The organism is Klebsiella sp. H-Nf2, assembly GCF_002806645.1.
GTDB classification, from domain to species: Bacteria; Pseudomonadota; Gammaproteobacteria; order Enterobacterales; family Enterobacteriaceae; genus Klebsiella; species Klebsiella variicola.
Genome location: NZ_PIBL01000002.1, coordinates 248,879 through 265,192 on the forward strand (window position 1 = coordinate 248,879; position 16,314 = coordinate 265,192).

At 52.4% G+C, this 16,314-nt stretch carries 11 protein-coding genes, 1 tRNA gene and 2 pseudogenes; 10 read left to right on the plus strand and 4 right to left on the minus strand.

Features of this window, described 5'->3' with window-relative positions:
- The first annotated feature begins 328 nt into the window (after positions 1 to 328).
- From CWM58_RS07905 to CWM58_RS29235, 9 genes and pseudogenes are all read left to right on the plus strand, one after another.
- On the plus strand, positions 329 to 1,825 hold the full coding sequence (locus CWM58_RS07905) for a DUF3375 domain-containing protein (RefSeq protein ID WP_100680692.1): 1,497 nt from the start codon (positions 329 to 331) through the stop codon (positions 1,823 to 1,825).
- A 5-nt stretch (positions 1,826 to 1,830) separates the two neighbouring features.
- A complete protein-coding gene (locus CWM58_RS07910; protein ID WP_077274660.1) occupies positions 1,831 to 2,580 on the plus strand; it encodes a DUF4194 domain-containing protein in 750 nt (249 codons plus the stop codon).
- A pseudogene (locus CWM58_RS29470) lies at positions 2,577 to 2,780 on the plus strand (ATP-binding protein); the annotation flags it as partial. The gene CWM58_RS07910 and the pseudogene CWM58_RS29470, both read left to right, overlap by 4 nt.
- A 1,740-nt stretch (positions 2,781 to 4,520) precedes the next feature.
- Positions 4,521 to 5,867 (plus strand): SbcC/MukB-like Walker B domain-containing protein, encoded by a 1,347-nt coding sequence (locus tag CWM58_RS29475; RefSeq protein ID WP_319826644.1) that lies wholly within the window; start codon positions 4,521 to 4,523, stop codon positions 5,865 to 5,867.
- Entirely contained in the window at positions 5,868 to 7,016 is a 1,149-nt protein-coding gene (locus CWM58_RS07920) for a DUF3322 domain-containing protein (protein ID WP_061153318.1), read from the plus strand.
- Positions 7,017 to 7,345: 329 nt separating this feature from the next.
- Positions 7,346 to 7,825, plus strand: a pseudogene (locus CWM58_RS07925) (TIGR03747 family integrating conjugative element membrane protein); the annotation flags it as partial.
- A 55-nt stretch (positions 7,826 to 7,880) separates the two neighbouring features.
- A complete protein-coding gene (locus CWM58_RS07930) occupies positions 7,881 to 8,450 on the plus strand; it encodes a hypothetical protein (protein ID WP_227520706.1) in 570 nt (189 codons plus the stop codon).
- Between the two features lie 51 nt (positions 8,451 to 8,501).
- On the plus strand, positions 8,502 to 8,777 hold the full coding sequence (locus CWM58_RS07935) for a hypothetical protein (RefSeq protein ID WP_023323268.1): 276 nt from the start codon (positions 8,502 to 8,504) through the stop codon (positions 8,775 to 8,777).
- A gap of 595 nt (positions 8,778 to 9,372) precedes the next feature.
- A complete protein-coding gene (locus tag CWM58_RS29235) occupies positions 9,373 to 9,873 on the plus strand; it encodes a site-specific integrase (protein ID WP_227509574.1) in 501 nt (166 codons plus the stop codon).
- Positions 9,874 to 10,193: 320 nt separating this feature from the next.
- Here the strand turns inward: CWM58_RS29235 and CWM58_RS07950 are convergent.
- Together CWM58_RS07950 and CWM58_RS07955 are read right to left on the minus strand one after the other, a co-directional pair.
- Positions 10,194 to 10,269: transfer RNA gene (locus CWM58_RS07950), tRNA-Phe, on the minus strand.
- Between the two features lie 105 nt (positions 10,270 to 10,374).
- Positions 10,375 to 11,088, minus strand: a complete 714-nt coding sequence (locus CWM58_RS07955) for a DUF554 domain-containing protein (protein ID WP_061153321.1) — start codon at positions 11,086 to 11,088, stop codon at positions 10,375 to 10,377.
- A 419-nt stretch (positions 11,089 to 11,507) separates the two neighbouring features.
- Here CWM58_RS07955 and CWM58_RS07965 point away from each other — a divergent pair, with 419 nt between their 5' ends.
- On the plus strand, positions 11,508 to 13,646 hold the full coding sequence (locus CWM58_RS07965; protein ID WP_100680695.1) for an ornithine decarboxylase: 2,139 nt from the start codon (positions 11,508 to 11,510) through the stop codon (positions 13,644 to 13,646).
- Between the two features lie 111 nt (positions 13,647 to 13,757).
- Here the strand turns inward: CWM58_RS07965 and CWM58_RS07970 are convergent, their stop codons facing one another.
- Both CWM58_RS07970 and mltC read right to left on the minus strand, forming a co-directional pair.
- Positions 13,758 to 15,011 (minus strand): nucleoside permease, encoded by a 1,254-nt coding sequence (locus CWM58_RS07970; RefSeq protein ID WP_061153323.1) that lies wholly within the window; start codon positions 15,009 to 15,011, stop codon positions 13,758 to 13,760.
- Positions 15,012 to 15,201: 190 nt separating this feature from the next.
- Complete coding sequence (mltC, locus tag CWM58_RS07975; protein ID WP_100680696.1) at positions 15,202 to 16,284, minus strand: membrane-bound lytic murein transglycosylase MltC; 1,083 nt, start codon at positions 16,282 to 16,284, stop codon at positions 15,202 to 15,204.
- Positions 16,285 to 16,314 lie beyond the last annotated feature (30 nt).

A 16,314-nucleotide genomic window follows, 5' to 3' on the forward strand; every position in this document is an offset into this window, starting at 1 on the left:
CACGCTTATGAGATGTTATCTGATTTATATCATAAACTTTCTTATCATTTCGAAATACAGTACTTTTCTATCAACAGTATTGACAAATTTCAATTTTCATAATCACATGGTTGTACGAATTTCTATATAAGATCGCATCGGTATACAACCATTTATACAGATGCAAAAATGTAACTCATGTATTTATAAATCCTCATTAATAGCGGAAAGTAGGTAGAGTGAATGTTGTGATGAAAGTCGCAAAATAATCTTTGGAAAGGTTAAAACTCTGCCATGTAGAATTATCGTGATTTATGCATTTCGCTTCTCTTTTTGAAGGCTCTGCTATATGGAAGAAAACACTAGGCAGCGTACGGAAAATTATATTTCAGCCAAAAACCAGCATCCCGCATGGATACTTCTGGCTTCCCGCCGTGCCCCGTTGGTGCTGAGTTGCCTGAAAACGTTGTTTGAAAAAGCTCATGATGGTATCCCCCTTGAGGACGCGATTCAGTCTCTTTCCGGCATTCTCATCGAGCATGTGAGTCAGGAACAGTATGACATTAATCAGGACAATCCCTCTCTTCAGGCCAGTCGTGAACTGCGGGAATGGATTAAACGCCGCTTAATTGTAGAACGGGATGGCCGTATCTTCGCCACCGATGCGCTTGAGGTTGCGATTACGTTTGTTGAGTCGCTGGATAATCGTTTCATGACCTCTACGGCTTCCCGTTTGTCTACCGTACAGCGAGAAATTGAAAACCTGGAAACCCGGCTTAATCCTAATCCGGCGAACCGGGTTGCAACCTTACGTCGTCGTATTGCTGAACTGGAGCGTGAATTACAGGAGGCGGAAGCCGGGCATATTGAAGTGCTGGAAACGCATCAGGCGGTTGAACATATTCGAGAGGTCTTCAATTTAGCTTCCAGCCTGCGGGCTGACTTTCGTCGCGTTGAAGACTCCTGGCGTGAGGCCGACCGTGCGCTTCGTCAATCCATTATTGGTGAGCAGTATCATCGCGGCGATATCGTAGAACGCTTGCTTAACGATCAGGACGCGCTGCTTAATACCCCCGAAGGAAGAGTCTTCGACAGTTTTCAGCAACAGCTACGCCAGTCAGTTGAGTTAACGGCAATGAGCGAGCGACTGCGCGTAATCCTTAGCCATCCTTCTGCTTCCAATGCGCTTAACCGTCTACAGCGTCATGATTTACGCTGGCTGGTTAAACGCCTGGTCGATGAATCGCAAACCGTACTCCAGGCTCGTGCCCGAAGCGAGCGAGATGTCCGCGGCTTTATGAAAACCGGGCTTGCTGCTGAACATCACCGCGTTGGTCATCTGCTTAACGAGTTTCTGAATCTGGCGTTAAAACTCGACTGGCAGCGCCAGATGATTCGTAAACAAGAGGTTCCGCTTCCTGCCGTTGGTGTGGCGGTGACGGGAGTCCCCGCAATTGAGCGTTTACGTTTTAAAGAAGTGGATGATGAAGCGGAACAAACGTTGGATCTCAGTAATCATGCGGCGGATTTGACGCAGATTGGCGATGATTTCTGGGATGCTTTCAATGGCCTTGATCGTGAGGCGTTGATTCAGCAGACGTTGCAGCTTCTGGCAAAAGAAAATCGCCCCGTTGGTCTGGCTGAACTGGCGGCGCTGTTGCCCCCGGCTCACGATCTCGAAACCTTCGCCGTCTGGATTGGCATGGCGAGAGAAGCAGGCATTGAGGTTATTGATTCACAGCGCGAATTTACTGAACTTAGTGATGGGGAAGGTCGCCGCTGGCGATTTAATCTGCCCACGACCGGTCTGGAAAGTCAGGCATTAATGGATATCGATTGGGAGTAACAGGTATGGCGGGCTTTTTTGACAAACTGATTAACCGGAGCGTCGCTGCAAATGCAGGTAGTGAACCAGAAACATCGGACGAAGAAATTACTGATGAGTTGGTTGAAGACAGTGCGGCCAGTGGCGAAACGCGGACCCTGAAGAAAATACGCGAAGCGATTCAGGAATTGCTCAAATACGGCCTGCTGGAAGAGGCCAGTAAACCCAATCTGTACCGTGTCGTACTGACCCATCCTGAAGAGGTTACTCGCATTCTGGAACCTCTTGATCTGGATATCGGCATTGATGAGATCCGCGGCCTGCTGTATGTCAAAGTCAGACTTGACGAAACGCCAGAGCAGGATGAATGGTCCCATCCTCTGGTGAGGCGGCAACGGCTTAATCTGGAACAATCATTATTAGTTGCCATACTACGCCAGCATTTTGTTGCCTGGGAGCAAGAAAGTGGAACTGGTGCCAGCCAGGCACAGATCGCTATCGACGATCTCCTCCCTCAGCTCCAGATTTACCTTGGCGATCCGGGCAGCGAATCAAAAGAACGCACCCGGTTGCTCACCCTGTTGGATCAATTAAAGGGGCATGGGCTGGTCACGTCGCCGGATGCGCATGAGCGGATCGTGATTCGGCCAATTATTGCTCATCTTGCCGACCCGATGAATCTTCAGGCATTACTGGCATGGCTGCGGGAACAAATTACGCAACAAACTTCCCCGGATGATTCGTCAGCAAAGGAGAGTAGTGAGGAGGACGTATGAATCAAATAGCGCGTCTGGCTGGAAAGGAATCCTTTATTCTCACCCGTATCGAGTTGTTCAACTGGGGCGGTTTTCATGGATTGCATCAGGCAGCAATCCATCAGGAAGGTACCGCCGTTATTGGTCCAACCGGAAGCGGAAAAACGACGCTGGTCGATGCCTTAATGACGCTACTCTGTGCCAATCCCCGTTACAACCTGGCCTCAACCGGGGGGCATGAAAGCGACAGAGATCTTATCTCCTACGTGCGCGGTGTATCCGGACCCGGCGATGGCGGGGAGGGGCAATCGCATATTGCCAGACCGGGGAAAACCGTGACCGGCATTGCCGCGACGCTGGAGCGTGAAGGGCAGCAGGTACGTCTGGGGGCGCTATTGTGGTTTGATTCCACCAGTTCCAGCGCGGCAGATTTGAAAAAGCTTTGGGTGTTTAGTGATAACCCTACACAGACGCTGGATCATTGGCTGAATATCTGGCATGACGGTGGCGCACGGTCGTTGAAGCAAATGGAAAAAGAGACGACCGGAATCTGGATTTGGCTGAACAATAAAAAACAGTATCTGGCGCGCCTGCGGGACTTCTTCGAAGTGGGGGAAAACGCCTTTACGCTGTTAAATCGGGCGGCAGGATTAAAACAACTCAACAGTATCGATGAGATTTTCCGCGAGCTGGTACTGGACGATCACTCTGCTTTTGATCGCGCGACGGAAGTAGCTAATAGTTTTGATGGTTTGACAGAAATCCATCAGGAACTGGAAACGGCGCGTAAACAGCAGCAGTCCTTGCAACCTGTAGCCCTGAGTTGGGATAAGTATCAGAAGCAAGAGCAACAACTTGCTGACAGGAAGGCGCTGGAGTCGCTGTTACCAATCTGGTTTGCACAACAGGCAAGCCAGCTCTGGCGAGAAAAGGTCAGCCATATTGAAGTCGAGCTTGGTGAGTCACAGACTCGCGAAGAACAGATCCAGTCGCAGCTCGAGTTGCAGAAAAAAGTGGTGACGGACTGCTTACAGCGCTATCTCCAGGTCGGCGGCGCCAATATTGATGAACTGAACGAGCGTATCAAGGACTGGCAAAAAACGCTCGGCAGTCGGGAGACTCTGGCGCACCAGTATCAACAGCTGACCCGCAATCTTGGATTGCCGCCTGACCTGAGCCAACCACAGCTGGAGGCGAATCAGCATGAAGCCGAGGCCCGATGTGAGCAGTTTGCTGATGATATAAAGTTGAAACAGGAAGAGGTGTATCAAAAAGGCGTGCTCAGCCATCGCATGACCGAAGAACTTCGGGAACGGGAAACTGAACGCGCCGAGATCGCGCGTCGTCCGGATTCTAACCTTCCCGCCCATTATCAGGCATTTCGCAGCGAGCTGGCAGAAGCGCTGAACGTCGATGAGTCTGAACTGCCTTTCGTTGCTGAACTGATACAGGTTAAACCGGAAGAGGCGCAATGGCGCGGTGCGATTGAGCGCGCTGTCGGGAGTAACAGGCTACGTATTCTGGTTGCTCCTGAATCTGCTCAGGAAGCGCTTCGCTGGGTAAACCAGCGCAACAATCGTCTGCACGTGCGCCTACTGGAGGTCAAATTACCGCACTCTCCCGCTAGGTTTTTTGATGATGGTTTTACCCGTAAGCTGTTGTGGAAAGATCATCCGTGGCGAGAGGCCGTCAAAGCATTACTGGCCGAGAACGACAGGCATTGTGTTGACAGCCCTGAACAACTGCGTGACACACCTCATGCTATGACGGTGCAGGGGTTAATGTCTGGTAAACAGCGTTTCTATGACAAACAGGATCAGAAACGTCTTGATGAAGACTGGCTAACGGGGTTCGATAACCGCGATCGCCTGAACTTCCTTGCCAAAGAAATCGCCGCCCTCCAGGAGCAGGTTAAAACCGCAAACGCAGCGTTTGAGTTTGCGAAAGGCGAGGTGGGGTTTTTGCAAAATCAGGCCATTTCATTCCAGAAAATACAACAAATTGATTACGATAGCATCGATGTTCCCGGCGCAAAGAGCCAACTGGACGCGCTCAGGGAGCGGCTGGAGAATCTGATCCGCCCGGATTCTGACGCCAGTGTAGCGAAAGCAAAACTTGATGAGGCTCAAACGGTTGAATCTGAACTCGATAAGCAGCTCAGAGCCGCCAATAAAGTCACTAATGGGCTGGATACAGAACTCACCTCAGCCCGGGCAGCAGAACGTAAGGCCCAGCAAACTGCGCAACAAGGTATGCAGGATGAAGAGCGAGAGTTGTGCGCGTCACATTTTCCTGTGGTGGCTCTGGTTCAACTGCCTGACATTCGCGATCTGGAACGTCAACATGAGCGGGGAATTCAACAAGAAATTGAGGGTATTAAAGGTGAACTGCATCGACTGAACATTGAGTTGACGAAACGTATGTCTGAAGCCAAACGTGTGGATACTGGGGCGCTCGTTGAGGCAGGGGCTGATTTGGACGATATTCCTGTCTATTTACAGCGTTTGCAGGAACTGACCGAAGAAGCCCTGCCAGAAAAGCTCAACCGCTTTCTTGACTATTTGAACCGTTCATCTGACGACGGCGTAACGCAACTGCTCAGCCATATCGATCATGAGGTGCTGGTGATTGAAGCGCGACTCAGCGAACTCAATGAAACCATGTTTAGGGTCGATTTTCAGCCGGATCGTTACCTGCGTCTGGATACCAAAAAAGTTGTCCATGAAAGCCTGCGCACGCTTGAAAAAGCGCAGCGTCAGCTAAATGCAGCTCGGTTTGTTGATGATAACGGCGAGAGCCATTATAAGGCGTTGCAGGTGCTGGTGGCGCAACTGCGGGATGCCTGTGAACGAAACCGTACCCTGGGGGCGAAAGCGCTGCTGGATCCCCGTTTTCGTCTGGAGTTCGCCGTGTCGGTGATGGATCGCCAGAGTGGTAATGTGATTGAGTCGCGTACTGGCTCGCAGGGCGGTAGCGGTGGAGAAAAAGAGATTATCGCGTCTTACGTATTGACCGCATCACTTAGCTATGCGCTTTGTCCTGCGGGGAGTCGTTATCCGCTTTTCGGCACTATTGTCCTTGATGAAGCATTCTCCCGCAGCTCTCATGCCGTGGCGGGCAGAATCATCGCCGCGCTCAGAGAATTTGGCTTACATGCAGTATTTATCACCCCCAATAAGGAAATGCGCCTGTTGCGTGACCATACCCGGTCGGCGATTGTCGTCCACCGGCGCGGTCAGGATTCAAATATGGCTTCGCTGAGCTGGGAAGAACTTGAACAACACTCCCGACGACGGGAGAACGCGTAAATGTATTCTCCTGATGAACTGCGTGAAAAGCTTGCCCGGCAGTGGGATAACGCAAAGCTCCGGGCCGAGCGTTTACTTCCACCCGGTAACTGGCCGCTCTGTCTGACCATTGGCAAACCTTCCGCGAAAATATTCGCAGAGCAGCCTCAGCGTGTTTTACAACACGTGCAGTTATGGCGGCAAGTCGCGGTTGGGCGTGTGGAATGGGAAGAGGTCAGTTATCGGGCGAGCGACGGACCGGTATCAATGCCATTGCGCTGGATCATGAATGGCCCTTCTGACTGGATCAACGCAGCGGCAGATGCGACGGTAAGCCGGGAATTTCGCTTGCTGGAGGGAATTATTGAGCAGGTTGAACCCATTTTCCATCCGCTGTTGGTTAGTCATCGTTCGCTCTGGCGGAACAAAGGCTCGCAGGACATCATCAGCGCTGCCAGGCTGGCCAGCCGATTAGAGCCGGGCTGCGCAAAAGGGCTGCCGCTAAGACTGCTTTCCGGGCAAGGGGTGGATACCAAATTTATTGAGAATAATATTTCGTTATTAACCCGACTGTTGGATGTGCGTTTTTCCGGCGAAGCCAGCGAGCAGGGGTTAACCACCTTTCTTGATGCTTTTGATGAGTCCAGCCACTGGGTTTTGGTTGTGCCGCTATCACCCGGCTTGCTTCCTTTTACAAAATGCCGGGTGACAACAGCGGAACTGGCGGAAACGACATTGCCCGCGTCGCGTGTGCTGATGATTGAAAATGAACAGTGTCTGCATCAACTTCCAGAGTTATCTGACACTATCGCGGTTTTAGGGTGTGGCCTTGACGTGCAATGGTTATCCAGCGTTGTTCTGGATAAAAAACGCGTTGCCTATTGGGGGGACATGGATAGCTGGGGGCTACTGATGCTGGCGAGAGCCAGGCGCTGTCGTCCGACGCTTGATGTTCTCCTCATGAATCGTGAGTTGTTTGAGCAATATGCCAGCCACAGCGCCGTTCCTGAACCGGTAAAAGCACAGGAAGCCATACCCGATGGTTTGCTTAATGAAGAAGGCGATTTTTATCGCTACTTAACCTGCTTACCGCGTGGTCGTCTGGAGCAAGAGTTTTTGCCTGCGGGGGTAGTTGAAGAGGAACTGGTTAGGTGGAGAAAAGAGAGTTAAGGAGATCGAGCTGGCGATGGAGGGGGCGGTATTTACTGAAGGTTGCCAATAAAGCCGGTGCTAAAATGGTAATAGCTTTGTGGTACGTGGAGGCGGTCAACATATAGCGCCGCGAAAACAAACCTCTCGCTTGTGGAATGCTGAGCCGTCACTCCTCTTTGAATTTTAAATTGAAATGTGGATTTAAAGTTTGGTGTGGTAATTCAGTAACCTGATTTTAAATACGTAGGTTTGATAATTTCTTATATGTCTATTTTAAGTTTAAATGCTGTAAAAATATAAATCTTAGGCTGTGCCAAATAGTTGCTGATAACGCTCCCCTACAGGGCTGGATCGCGCTGGGCTATCAGCGGCTGTTTGTGAACAGCGGATTTATGGGCTGGTTGCAGTCGATTCAGACACCGACTGCTTGAAGCGGTAATGGCGTTACGGATGAGCTGAATTCCTGGAATGCCTGGGCGCTACAGGTTGCATATGAATACCTGATGGCGACGATTTATGTGTCGCTGGTCTTTCTGATGCGGGTCACCATTCTGGTGCTGTCGGTGCCGTTATTTATCCTAGTTGCCATTGAGGAGATCGCGGATGGAATGGTACGACGCGATCTTCGTCGCTACGGTGCGGTCTATGAGTCGAGCTTTCTTTATCATCATGCCAAGCGCGTGGTGAAGCCTGTGGCGTATATTCCATGCGTGCTCTATCTGTCTGCGCCGTTCGCGGTATATCCGAACTTGTTGCTGTTACCGGCGGCATTGCTGATGGGGCTGGCGATTTCAGTGACGATGGGAAGTTTTAAGAAGTATTTGTAGGGTATAAAAATCGATTTATTTATAATGGCTTATTCTTGATGCGATGGAGTCGCGAATGCCTGAACCGACGATACGAGAATCTGGTGAAGTAGCGGTCGAGCAAACAAATGAATTATTCCGACAGGCTGATAAGCCCCTCGTTGCTTGCCTATTGAGTGAACTGGATTTGGAATGGTGTATTTCCGCTGTGCGGAATATGCCTGAGGAAAGACAACTCCCTTGGGATCAAATTGGTGCGATGCTGCGAGACGATAACGCCTTCAATTTTTGTTTTAAGTTGCTGGATGCCCGTCATCGACCCGCAGGTGCATGTATCTGTGAATACTGCCCGGGGGATGATGTACTGAATGTTGAGATGTTGCAGAATTTTCAGATCCAGCCATCTATTCTTGATGGCAACATGTTGAAGTTTGCACTCTATGCCATTGTTTTGTTTCTTCTGGAAACGGAAGGCTCGGGTGTGCGTTTGATGTTTCCCATTAATCAGGCGGTTGCGGCCTATTACATTGAAGAACATGGCTTCCTGGATATTACTGACGATGGCTCAAGAGATATCCTCTATCGTTCGGCGGCAGACTTGGTTGATTGGTTCAGGCGTGACGCTGCTTTAGTTGATGGTGAGTGATTTATGAGCGATAATGTAAGACAACATACGCGACGAACTAAGGAGTTAGGTATGGTGACGAGAAAGAGAAAATTAGTCGCGCCTGAATCCCCTTTTTTCCAGGTGCCAGAAACGACGCAGGTTCATGAGGATGGGAGTACGGAGAGCGTGGTCCGTGGCCGTAATGGCAAAAAAGTGACGTTCACTACCCCAAAAGGCCAGAAGATTAGCGCTTCAAAAGGCGAAGTTTTCAACGTGCTGTTGAATTCAGCAAAATCAACACGCCAGCCACGACCGATCTCTGAAGGTATCTGCGACCTGACCAGATACGAGCTTCTTTCCAAATAGTTTAAAGGCCGCGCTCGCGGCCTTGCTCAACTTTGTTGATTCTCTAATTGGTGGGGTTAGATACCCATTTCATACAAAGGTGATTAATAAGTATACTGATTATGTTAGATGTGGACAGCTTCACACCGGCCAGAGTTACCAGTCTCGACTGGAACAGTAAAAGCCGACGTTAAGTCGGTTTTTTACTTCTGAAACCTATCTACGTTGTAATTGAAATGGAATTTAATGGGTGAATGTATGATGGGAATATATGGGTCTTTATATGATGGGATCGGCACTCTATTCCGTGTTTTTGGTTGGCTTTTTGGAGTAACGACTATTTTATTCTATTTGTTTTCTGCGGATACCAGTTCCGTTATTGCAAAGAGGATTCGGCTGATACTGACTTATTTAGGAGGCGGGGTCGCTGTTTTTTGTCTTATGGTTGGCTACGATATCTTTTAATTTCAGCCTATCCTTCAGTTATTACCGATGAGTCTCACTTAAATCCAGCCGGTCTAAAAATCAGAATAGCAAGCCTGTACGTCTTCCTGGCTTTTGGACGGGCCTTGCCGGGAGAGCAAGCTTGCTTGCGCTGGGGTGGCAAAGAACCCCGATGGCGCATTCTGCGCCACGCCTTATCCCTTCCATAATTTTCAATATTCCACTTCTGTTTTCTTACTGCCCGCCAGGACGCTTTTCGCCACTCTTCCTTCGTACATGCAATCGCATTGACGGAGGTTCACATACGCATGACACAAACCCGGGCATGGTGCCTGTTGAGGAACGGTGGATTGACCTGAACATTGAGGGAGCGAAAAACCATCGCGAGCATCGGGTTCCGATTGTCTCGTCGTTGTATCCATCGTTGGAGGTACTGGTGAGAAAAGCCGGTGAGGCTGGGATGGAGTCGGGTGATCAGGTATTCAATGTGGGTTGGTTTGACCTGATGAGAAAGAGTAAGTACCCGGAGGTGATGAACGAGTACCCGCTGAGAGCGTTCTTCCGCCGTTTATCCCGGGAGTATAAGTTTACGATCACGCCACACCGGTCCCGCCATACGGTGGCAACGGCAACAGACGTGATGAAATCAACCGAGCGCAATTTTACGCGGTGAAGAAACTGCTGGGTCATGTCAGCATTACATCAACGCTTGAATACATTGATGAAAGTGTTGATAGCCTGCGGGGTATATTGGAAACCGAATTGATGTAGTGAGGAAGGCTTCAGGAATGGCGTCAAATATTGACATCATTTGACATTGAAAAGATGCTTGTAAATATCAGACGCAAAAAAAACAGACTTGCTACAACAAGTCTGTTTCTCAAGAGCCTATTTTCAACAACAAGTAACAGCGTTACATCGTGTTTTTACTGGCTCGCCTTCGTGTCCGTCAGGATTGCATCTTGCAAAACTGACCAACCGGCTCTGAATAAGTGGTGCCCGGACTCGGAATCGAACCAAGGACACGGGGATTTTCAATCCCCTGCTCTACCGACTGAGCTATCCGGGCAACGGGGCGCATTAAACCGTAATCGCCGCGCCTCGTCAACGAAATTTATCTGTTTTGCAGCAGACTGAACAATCTATCACCACATTGCGCTAAAAGCACGCGTCTTCAGGCAAAAAATAGCGTCCAGGCCGCTGAAATTGGCATCGCCAGCACCAGCGCAGGCAGCATATTCACCACCGCAAACATTTTTATCCCGCAGATGCGCAGCCCGGTGGCCACCAGCAGCATACCGCCGACGGCGCTGAAATCCGCCAGCATCATCGGCGTGGTAAGCGGCATAATGATCGCCGCGCAGGCTGCAAGAGTCAGCTGGATGAGCAGCATCGGCACGCTGATAGCGGCGACGGCAATGCCCAGGGTGCAGGCGAAAATGGTGGCGGTGAAAAAGTCGAGAAACGCTTTGGCAATCAGAATGCTGGCGTCGCCGGTCATCCCTTCGCGCATGGCGCCGAAGACGCCGGTGCCGCTGGCGCAGAACAGGACGATAATCGCCACATAGCTCTGAATATAAGAGTCATGAGCCGAGGCCTTTTTCTTACCCTTCGATGACAGCAACTGCTGGAGCTTACTGACCAGCGTATTGATGCCTTTTTCCATATTGCATATTTCGCCGAGCAGCGTCCCCACCAGGGTCGACAGCACCATCACCGGCAGATTGGCGCACTTAATGACCAGTAAAATGCCGATGCCTAATGACGCCAGGCCAAAAATTGAGGTCATTGATGTGCGGATCCGTTCCGGCAACCGTTGACTGAGCAAGGCGCCCAGCACACCGCCGACCAGCACCGCGCTGGCGTTAATAAAAGGTCCTGTAACCACGCTGACTCCTGTTAAATATCCCTGATAACCGCATTATTATGACGTTAACCCATCGCGAAAGCTTGTGTATCCGTGATATAAGTGCATACGGTTTTCATCTTGCGCCTGTTCGGGAAAGGTGCCATGATTGCGCGAATTTTCTCCTCCCTGATATGAGGCCGCCGATGACGACACTGCCATTATCTCGCCAGCGACGTCGCGCACAGATGCGCGGGCTGCCTCATCTTGCTACGCTTACCCCTCTGTTCACCATGCGGTGAAGGACACGTATGCTCACTGTAGGGCAACAGTAAGATCGGACGCGTCTGCTTTTACTGATGTCCGGCGGTCGGAGCTGAAATCCGTCAGACCCGGACACATCGTTGGGCAAGGTTTCCTTGTCTGAGATTTTTACACTCCCGATACGGGCATTTGCGCTTATGAAATCCATGCACATTGCCGCCAGCTGCGAGCTGGTCACCCGCTTGTCCACCCATCGTCGCGTTGTGGCGCTGGACAGTACCGATTTTACCGATGTGGCGGCCGTCGTCATCACTGCGGCTGACAGTCGCAGCGGCATCCTTGCCCTCCTCAGACGCAGCGGATTTAATCTGCCGGTCTACCTGCTGAGTGAGACGGCGGTCGAAAAGCCAGAGGGTGTACAGGCGGTGATCGCCGGTAAAGATCAGGAGTGGCTGGAGCTGGAGGCGGCGGCCTGTGATTATGAAGCGCGTCTGCTGCCGCCGTTTTTCAATACTCTGACCCAGTACGTCGAGATGGATAACAGCACCTTTGCCTGTCCGGGGCATCAGCACGGGGCGTTTTTCAAAAAGCACCCTGCGGGCCGTCAGTTCTATGACTTTTTTGGCGAAAATGTCTTTCGCGCCGATATGTGCAACGCCGACGTGAAATTAGGCGATCTGCTGATCCACGAAGGCTCGGCCAAGCACGCGCAGAAATTCGCAGCGAAGGTGTTCAATGCGGATAAAACCTACTTCGTCCTCAACGGCACCTCGGCGGCCAACAAAGTCGTGACCAATGCGCTGTTGACCCGCGGCGATCTGGTGCTGTTCGATCGTAACAACCACAAGTCAAACCATCACGGGGCGCTGATTCAGGCGGGGGCGACGCCGGTCTATCTTGAAGCCGCGCGCAATCCGTTCGGTTTTATCGGCGGCATTGACGAGCGCTGCTTTGATGAGCATTACCTGCGGGATCTCATCCGCGAAGCGGCGCCTGAGAAAGCCAATGCCTCCCGCCCGTTTCGTCTGGCGGTGATCCAGCTGGGGACCTACGACGGCACGGTCTATAACGCCCGCCAGGTGGTGGATAAAATAGGCCACCTCTGCGATTACATCCTGTTCGACTCGGCGTGGGTGGGCTATGAGCAGTTTATCCCGATGATGGCCGACTGCTCGCCGCTGCTGCTGGAGCTGACCCCGGACGATCCGGGTATTTTTGTCACCCAGTCCGTGCACAAGCAGCAGGCTGGCTTCTCGCAGACGTCGCAGATCCATAAAAAGGATAACCATCTGCGCGGCCAGGCGCGCTTCTGTCCGCACAAGCGGCTGAATAACGCCTTTATGCTGCATGCCTCCACCAGCCCGTTCTATCCGCTGTTTGCCGCGCTGGACGTCAACGCCAAAATTCATGAAGGTGAGAGCGGCCGCCGCCTGTGGGCCGAGTGCGTGGCGCTGGGCATCGAGGCGCGGAAAGCGATCATCGCTAACTGCAAGATGATCCAGCCCTTTATTCCGCCGGTGGTGGCGGGGCGGCCATGGCAGGATCACCCGACCGAGGCGATCGCCCGGGAGCGCCGCTTCTTCAGCTTTGAACCGGACGCGCGCTGGCATGGTTTTGAGGGCTATGCGGACGACCAGTATTTTGTCGACCCGTGCAAGCTGCTGCTGACCACCCCGGGCATTGACGCTGAAAGTGGGGAGTACAGTGAGTTTGGCATCCCGGCAACCATTCTGGCGCATTATCTGCGTGAAAACGGCATCGTGCCGGAGAAGTGCGATCTCAACTCGATTCTGTTCCTGCTGACGCCGGCGGAGAGCGCCGAAAAAATGGCGCAGCTGGTGGCGATGCTGGGACAGTTCGAACAGCATATTGAATCGGATACGCCGCTGGTCGACGTGCTGCCGACCATCTACAACAAGTATCCGGTGCGCTATCGCGATTATACCCTCCGCGAACTGTGCCAGGAGATGCACGATCTGTACGTCAGCTTTGATGTGAAGAGCCTGCAAAAGGAGATGTTCCGTAAACGGAGCTTCCCGCGCGTGGTGATGAATCCGCAGGATGCTAACCGCGAATTTATCCGCGGCAACGTGGAGCTGGTGCGTCTGAGCGAGGCGGAAGGCCGCGTTGCGGCAGAGGGGGCGCTGCCCTATCCGCCGGGCGTGCTGTGCGTGGTGCCGGGCGAGATCTGGGGCGGCGCGGTGCTGCGCTACTTCCTCGCGCTGGAAGAGGGGGTCAATATGCTGCCGGGCTTTTCGCCGGAACTGCAGGGGGTTTATAGCGAAACGGATGCTGATGGTATTAAGCGGCTGTATGGGTATGTGTTGAAAGCGTAAACCGGGCCCAGGCATTGTGCGCGTATTTTTGCCGGATGGCGGCTGGCGCCTTATCCGGCCTACAAATTCTGTAGGCCCGGTAAGGCACCAGCCGCCACCGGGCAATGACGATCAGGCGCTCTGCTGCGCGGCGGTCGGTTGTCTGACGTGTTTGTATTTGAACAGCGCCACGAAGGCAAAGGCCAGCACCAGCGAATAGCCGGCGAAAATCAGCCATACGCTCTGCCAGTTAGTGATCCCCTCGACGGTAAAGTGCTCAACCACTTTGCCGCTCACCATCCCGCCAAGAATGCAGCCGAAGCCGTTGGTCATCATCAGGAACATCCCCTGGGCGCTGGCGCGGATTTCCGGACGCACTTCTTTCTCAACGAATACCGAACCGGAGATGTTGAAGAAGTCGAAGGCGCAGCCATAGACGATCATCGACAGCACCAGCAGTACGGTGCCGAACGGCGTCGGGTCGCCGAAGGCGAACAGGCCGAAGCGCAGCATCCACGCGACGATACTCATCAGCATCACGTTCTTAATGCCGTAGCGGCTGAGGAAGAACGGAATGGTCAGGATAAACAGCGTTTCGGAGATCTGCGAAATCGACATCAGCACCGAGGCGTGCTCGACGATAAAGCTGCCGGAGAACAGTGGATCTTTATCGAAGCTATGCAGGAAGGTGTTGCCGAACATATTGGTGATTTGCAGTTCGGCGCCGAGCATCATCGAGAAGATAAAGAAGATTGCCATACGCTTGTTTTTAAACAGCGCAAAGGCGTTCAGGCCGAGCATCTCGGTCCAGCTCTGATTGCGTTGGGCGTTAGCGACCGGAATATGTGGCAGCGTCAGGGTGAACAGCGCCAGGACCACCGACAGGATCGCGCCGATATAGAGCTGCATATGGCTCAGCTCAAAGCCCGAGAAGCTCACGCCCCACATGGCGAAGATAAAGCCGATGGTGCCCCAGATACGAATCGGCGGGAAATCGGTGACGATATCCAGTCCTGCCGACTGCAGGCGGTAGTAGGAGATGGTGTTAATCAGCCCCAGCGTCGGCATATAGGCCAGCGAGTTGAGGAGGATCACGAGGAACATCTCACCCGGCGTGGTGACCTGCGCCGCGAGGTACAGCGTCAGCGCGCCCACCAGGTGGCAAACGGCGTAAACCCATTTAGCGCTGATCCACTTATCGGCGACGATGCCGAGCAGCGTCGGCATCAGCACCGCGGCGATACCGAGCGAGCTATACACTGCGCCGATTGCCGCGCCGTCAAACTTCAGCGTGACAAACATGTATGAGCCAAGCGTGGTCAGCCAGCTCCCCCAAAGGCAGAACTGCAGGAACGACAGTATTTTTAGCTGCAGCTTAAGATTCATGTATTTATCCTCACGAATGTGGGCTTGTTATGTTTTTTAAATAACATAACCACCGTTATTTTGATGCGATTCTATCATTCAGCTGTGAGATGCTTCTGTTAACTGCCGCAGAAAATCGAAAAGATATGACGAAGTATGTCATATAAATAGAGAGGCCCAGTGCGATGTCCGGGCCTGTGAGAGAGGAGCGTTATTTACGGCGATAGCTTTTCTGCGCGGTGTTAACTTTATACAGATAGCGGCGTGATTCGCCCGACGGGTGACGGGTGGTCAGCGCCTGATAGACATCGCCCGGCGCCATGCTGTTAATGATGTTAGCCGCCTGCACTTTATCGCTGGAGAAGACGCGGAGCACGCTGCCGGCGCCGCCGTTATAGGCGGTGATCACCGCGTAGCGACGCGAGGTGGGGTTATCGATGCCAGCGAGATAAACGTTGTTCAGCATCGCCAGATAGGCGGTACCGGTATCAATGTTATTTGCCGGGTCGAACAGATAGCTGCGGCTCGGCAGACCCGATTTACCCTGCGAGCGGAAAACGTCTTTCCCGGCGCTGTGCTGGACGACCTGCATCAGCCCCATGGCATCGGCGTGGCTCACCGCATACGGGTTAAACGATGATTCTGTTTGCATAATTGCGAGGATCAGCGACTCATCAACACCGTATTTACGCGAGGCCTGACGCACCATGCCGAGATACTTATGCGCACGTTTGTCGAGGTGGTTCGGTACCAGATTGATGGTGATGCTGTAGATCACGCGCAGGCCGTTGCTGCGGCTCTTCAGACGGGTTTGCAGTAGATAATCGGCATAGCGCGCGGCGCGCCACTCCCAGCGGATGGATTCACCGGTGTTATCGACCACCTGACCATAGAGGAACGGCTCTTTGGAGATCTGAATATCATCGACGTCGGAGTAGAGGTCAATGGAGTTGGGGTCATCGCCCATCAGCAGCGTTTTGATGATCGCCTGACGCAGTCGCCCGCGCGGATCGGTGCCCGCGATGGTCTCGACGGTGATCGTCCCGGCATCAAAGTTGATGTGGCTACGGGTTTGATATTGATCGGTGTATTTGACGTAGTCCTTCGGCCCGGCGAGCAGGACTTCGTTATACCCCCAAATGTTCTCGATGTTGTGGGCAAACTGGCCCATCAGGATATCGAATCCGTTCGTGTCCTTGACCCAGGCCTCGTTATATTCGGTGCCTTTTTTATTGGAGCTGGAACACGAAACGAGCAACGGCGCAATCAGCGCGAGCGCTAAGTATTTTTTCATCATTCCGGGCGTGCGTGTTGTGTTTGTTTT

Excerpts from the sequence above, each read along its gene's own strand:
- CWM58_RS07905 (WP_100680692.1), top strand. The coding sequence starts at position 329 with ATGGAAGAAAACACTAGGCAGCGTACGGAAAATTATATTTCAGCCAAA.
- CWM58_RS07910 (WP_077274660.1), top strand. The coding sequence starts at position 1,831 with ATGGCGGGCTTTTTTGACAAACTGATTAACCGGAGCGTCGCTGCAAAT.
- CWM58_RS07920 (WP_061153318.1), top strand. The coding sequence starts at position 5,868 with ATGTATTCTCCTGATGAACTGCGTGAAAAGCTTGCCCGGCAGTGGGAT.
- CWM58_RS07930 (WP_227520706.1), top strand. The coding sequence starts at position 7,881 with ATGCCTGAACCGACGATACGAGAATCTGGTGAAGTAGCGGTCGAGCAA.
- CWM58_RS07935 (WP_023323268.1), top strand. The coding sequence starts at position 8,502 with ATGGTGACGAGAAAGAGAAAATTAGTCGCGCCTGAATCCCCTTTTTTC.
- CWM58_RS29235 (WP_227509574.1), top strand. The coding sequence starts at position 9,373 with ATGGCGCATTCTGCGCCACGCCTTATCCCTTCCATAATTTTCAATATT.
- CWM58_RS07965 (WP_100680695.1), top strand. The coding sequence starts at position 11,508 with ATGAAATCCATGCACATTGCCGCCAGCTGCGAGCTGGTCACCCGCTTG.
- CWM58_RS07970 (WP_061153323.1), bottom strand. The coding sequence starts at position 15,011 with ATGAATCTTAAGCTGCAGCTAAAAATACTGTCGTTCCTGCAGTTCTGC.
- mltC (WP_100680696.1), bottom strand. The coding sequence starts at position 16,284 with ATGAAAAAATACTTAGCGCTCGCGCTGATTGCGCCGTTGCTCGTTTCG.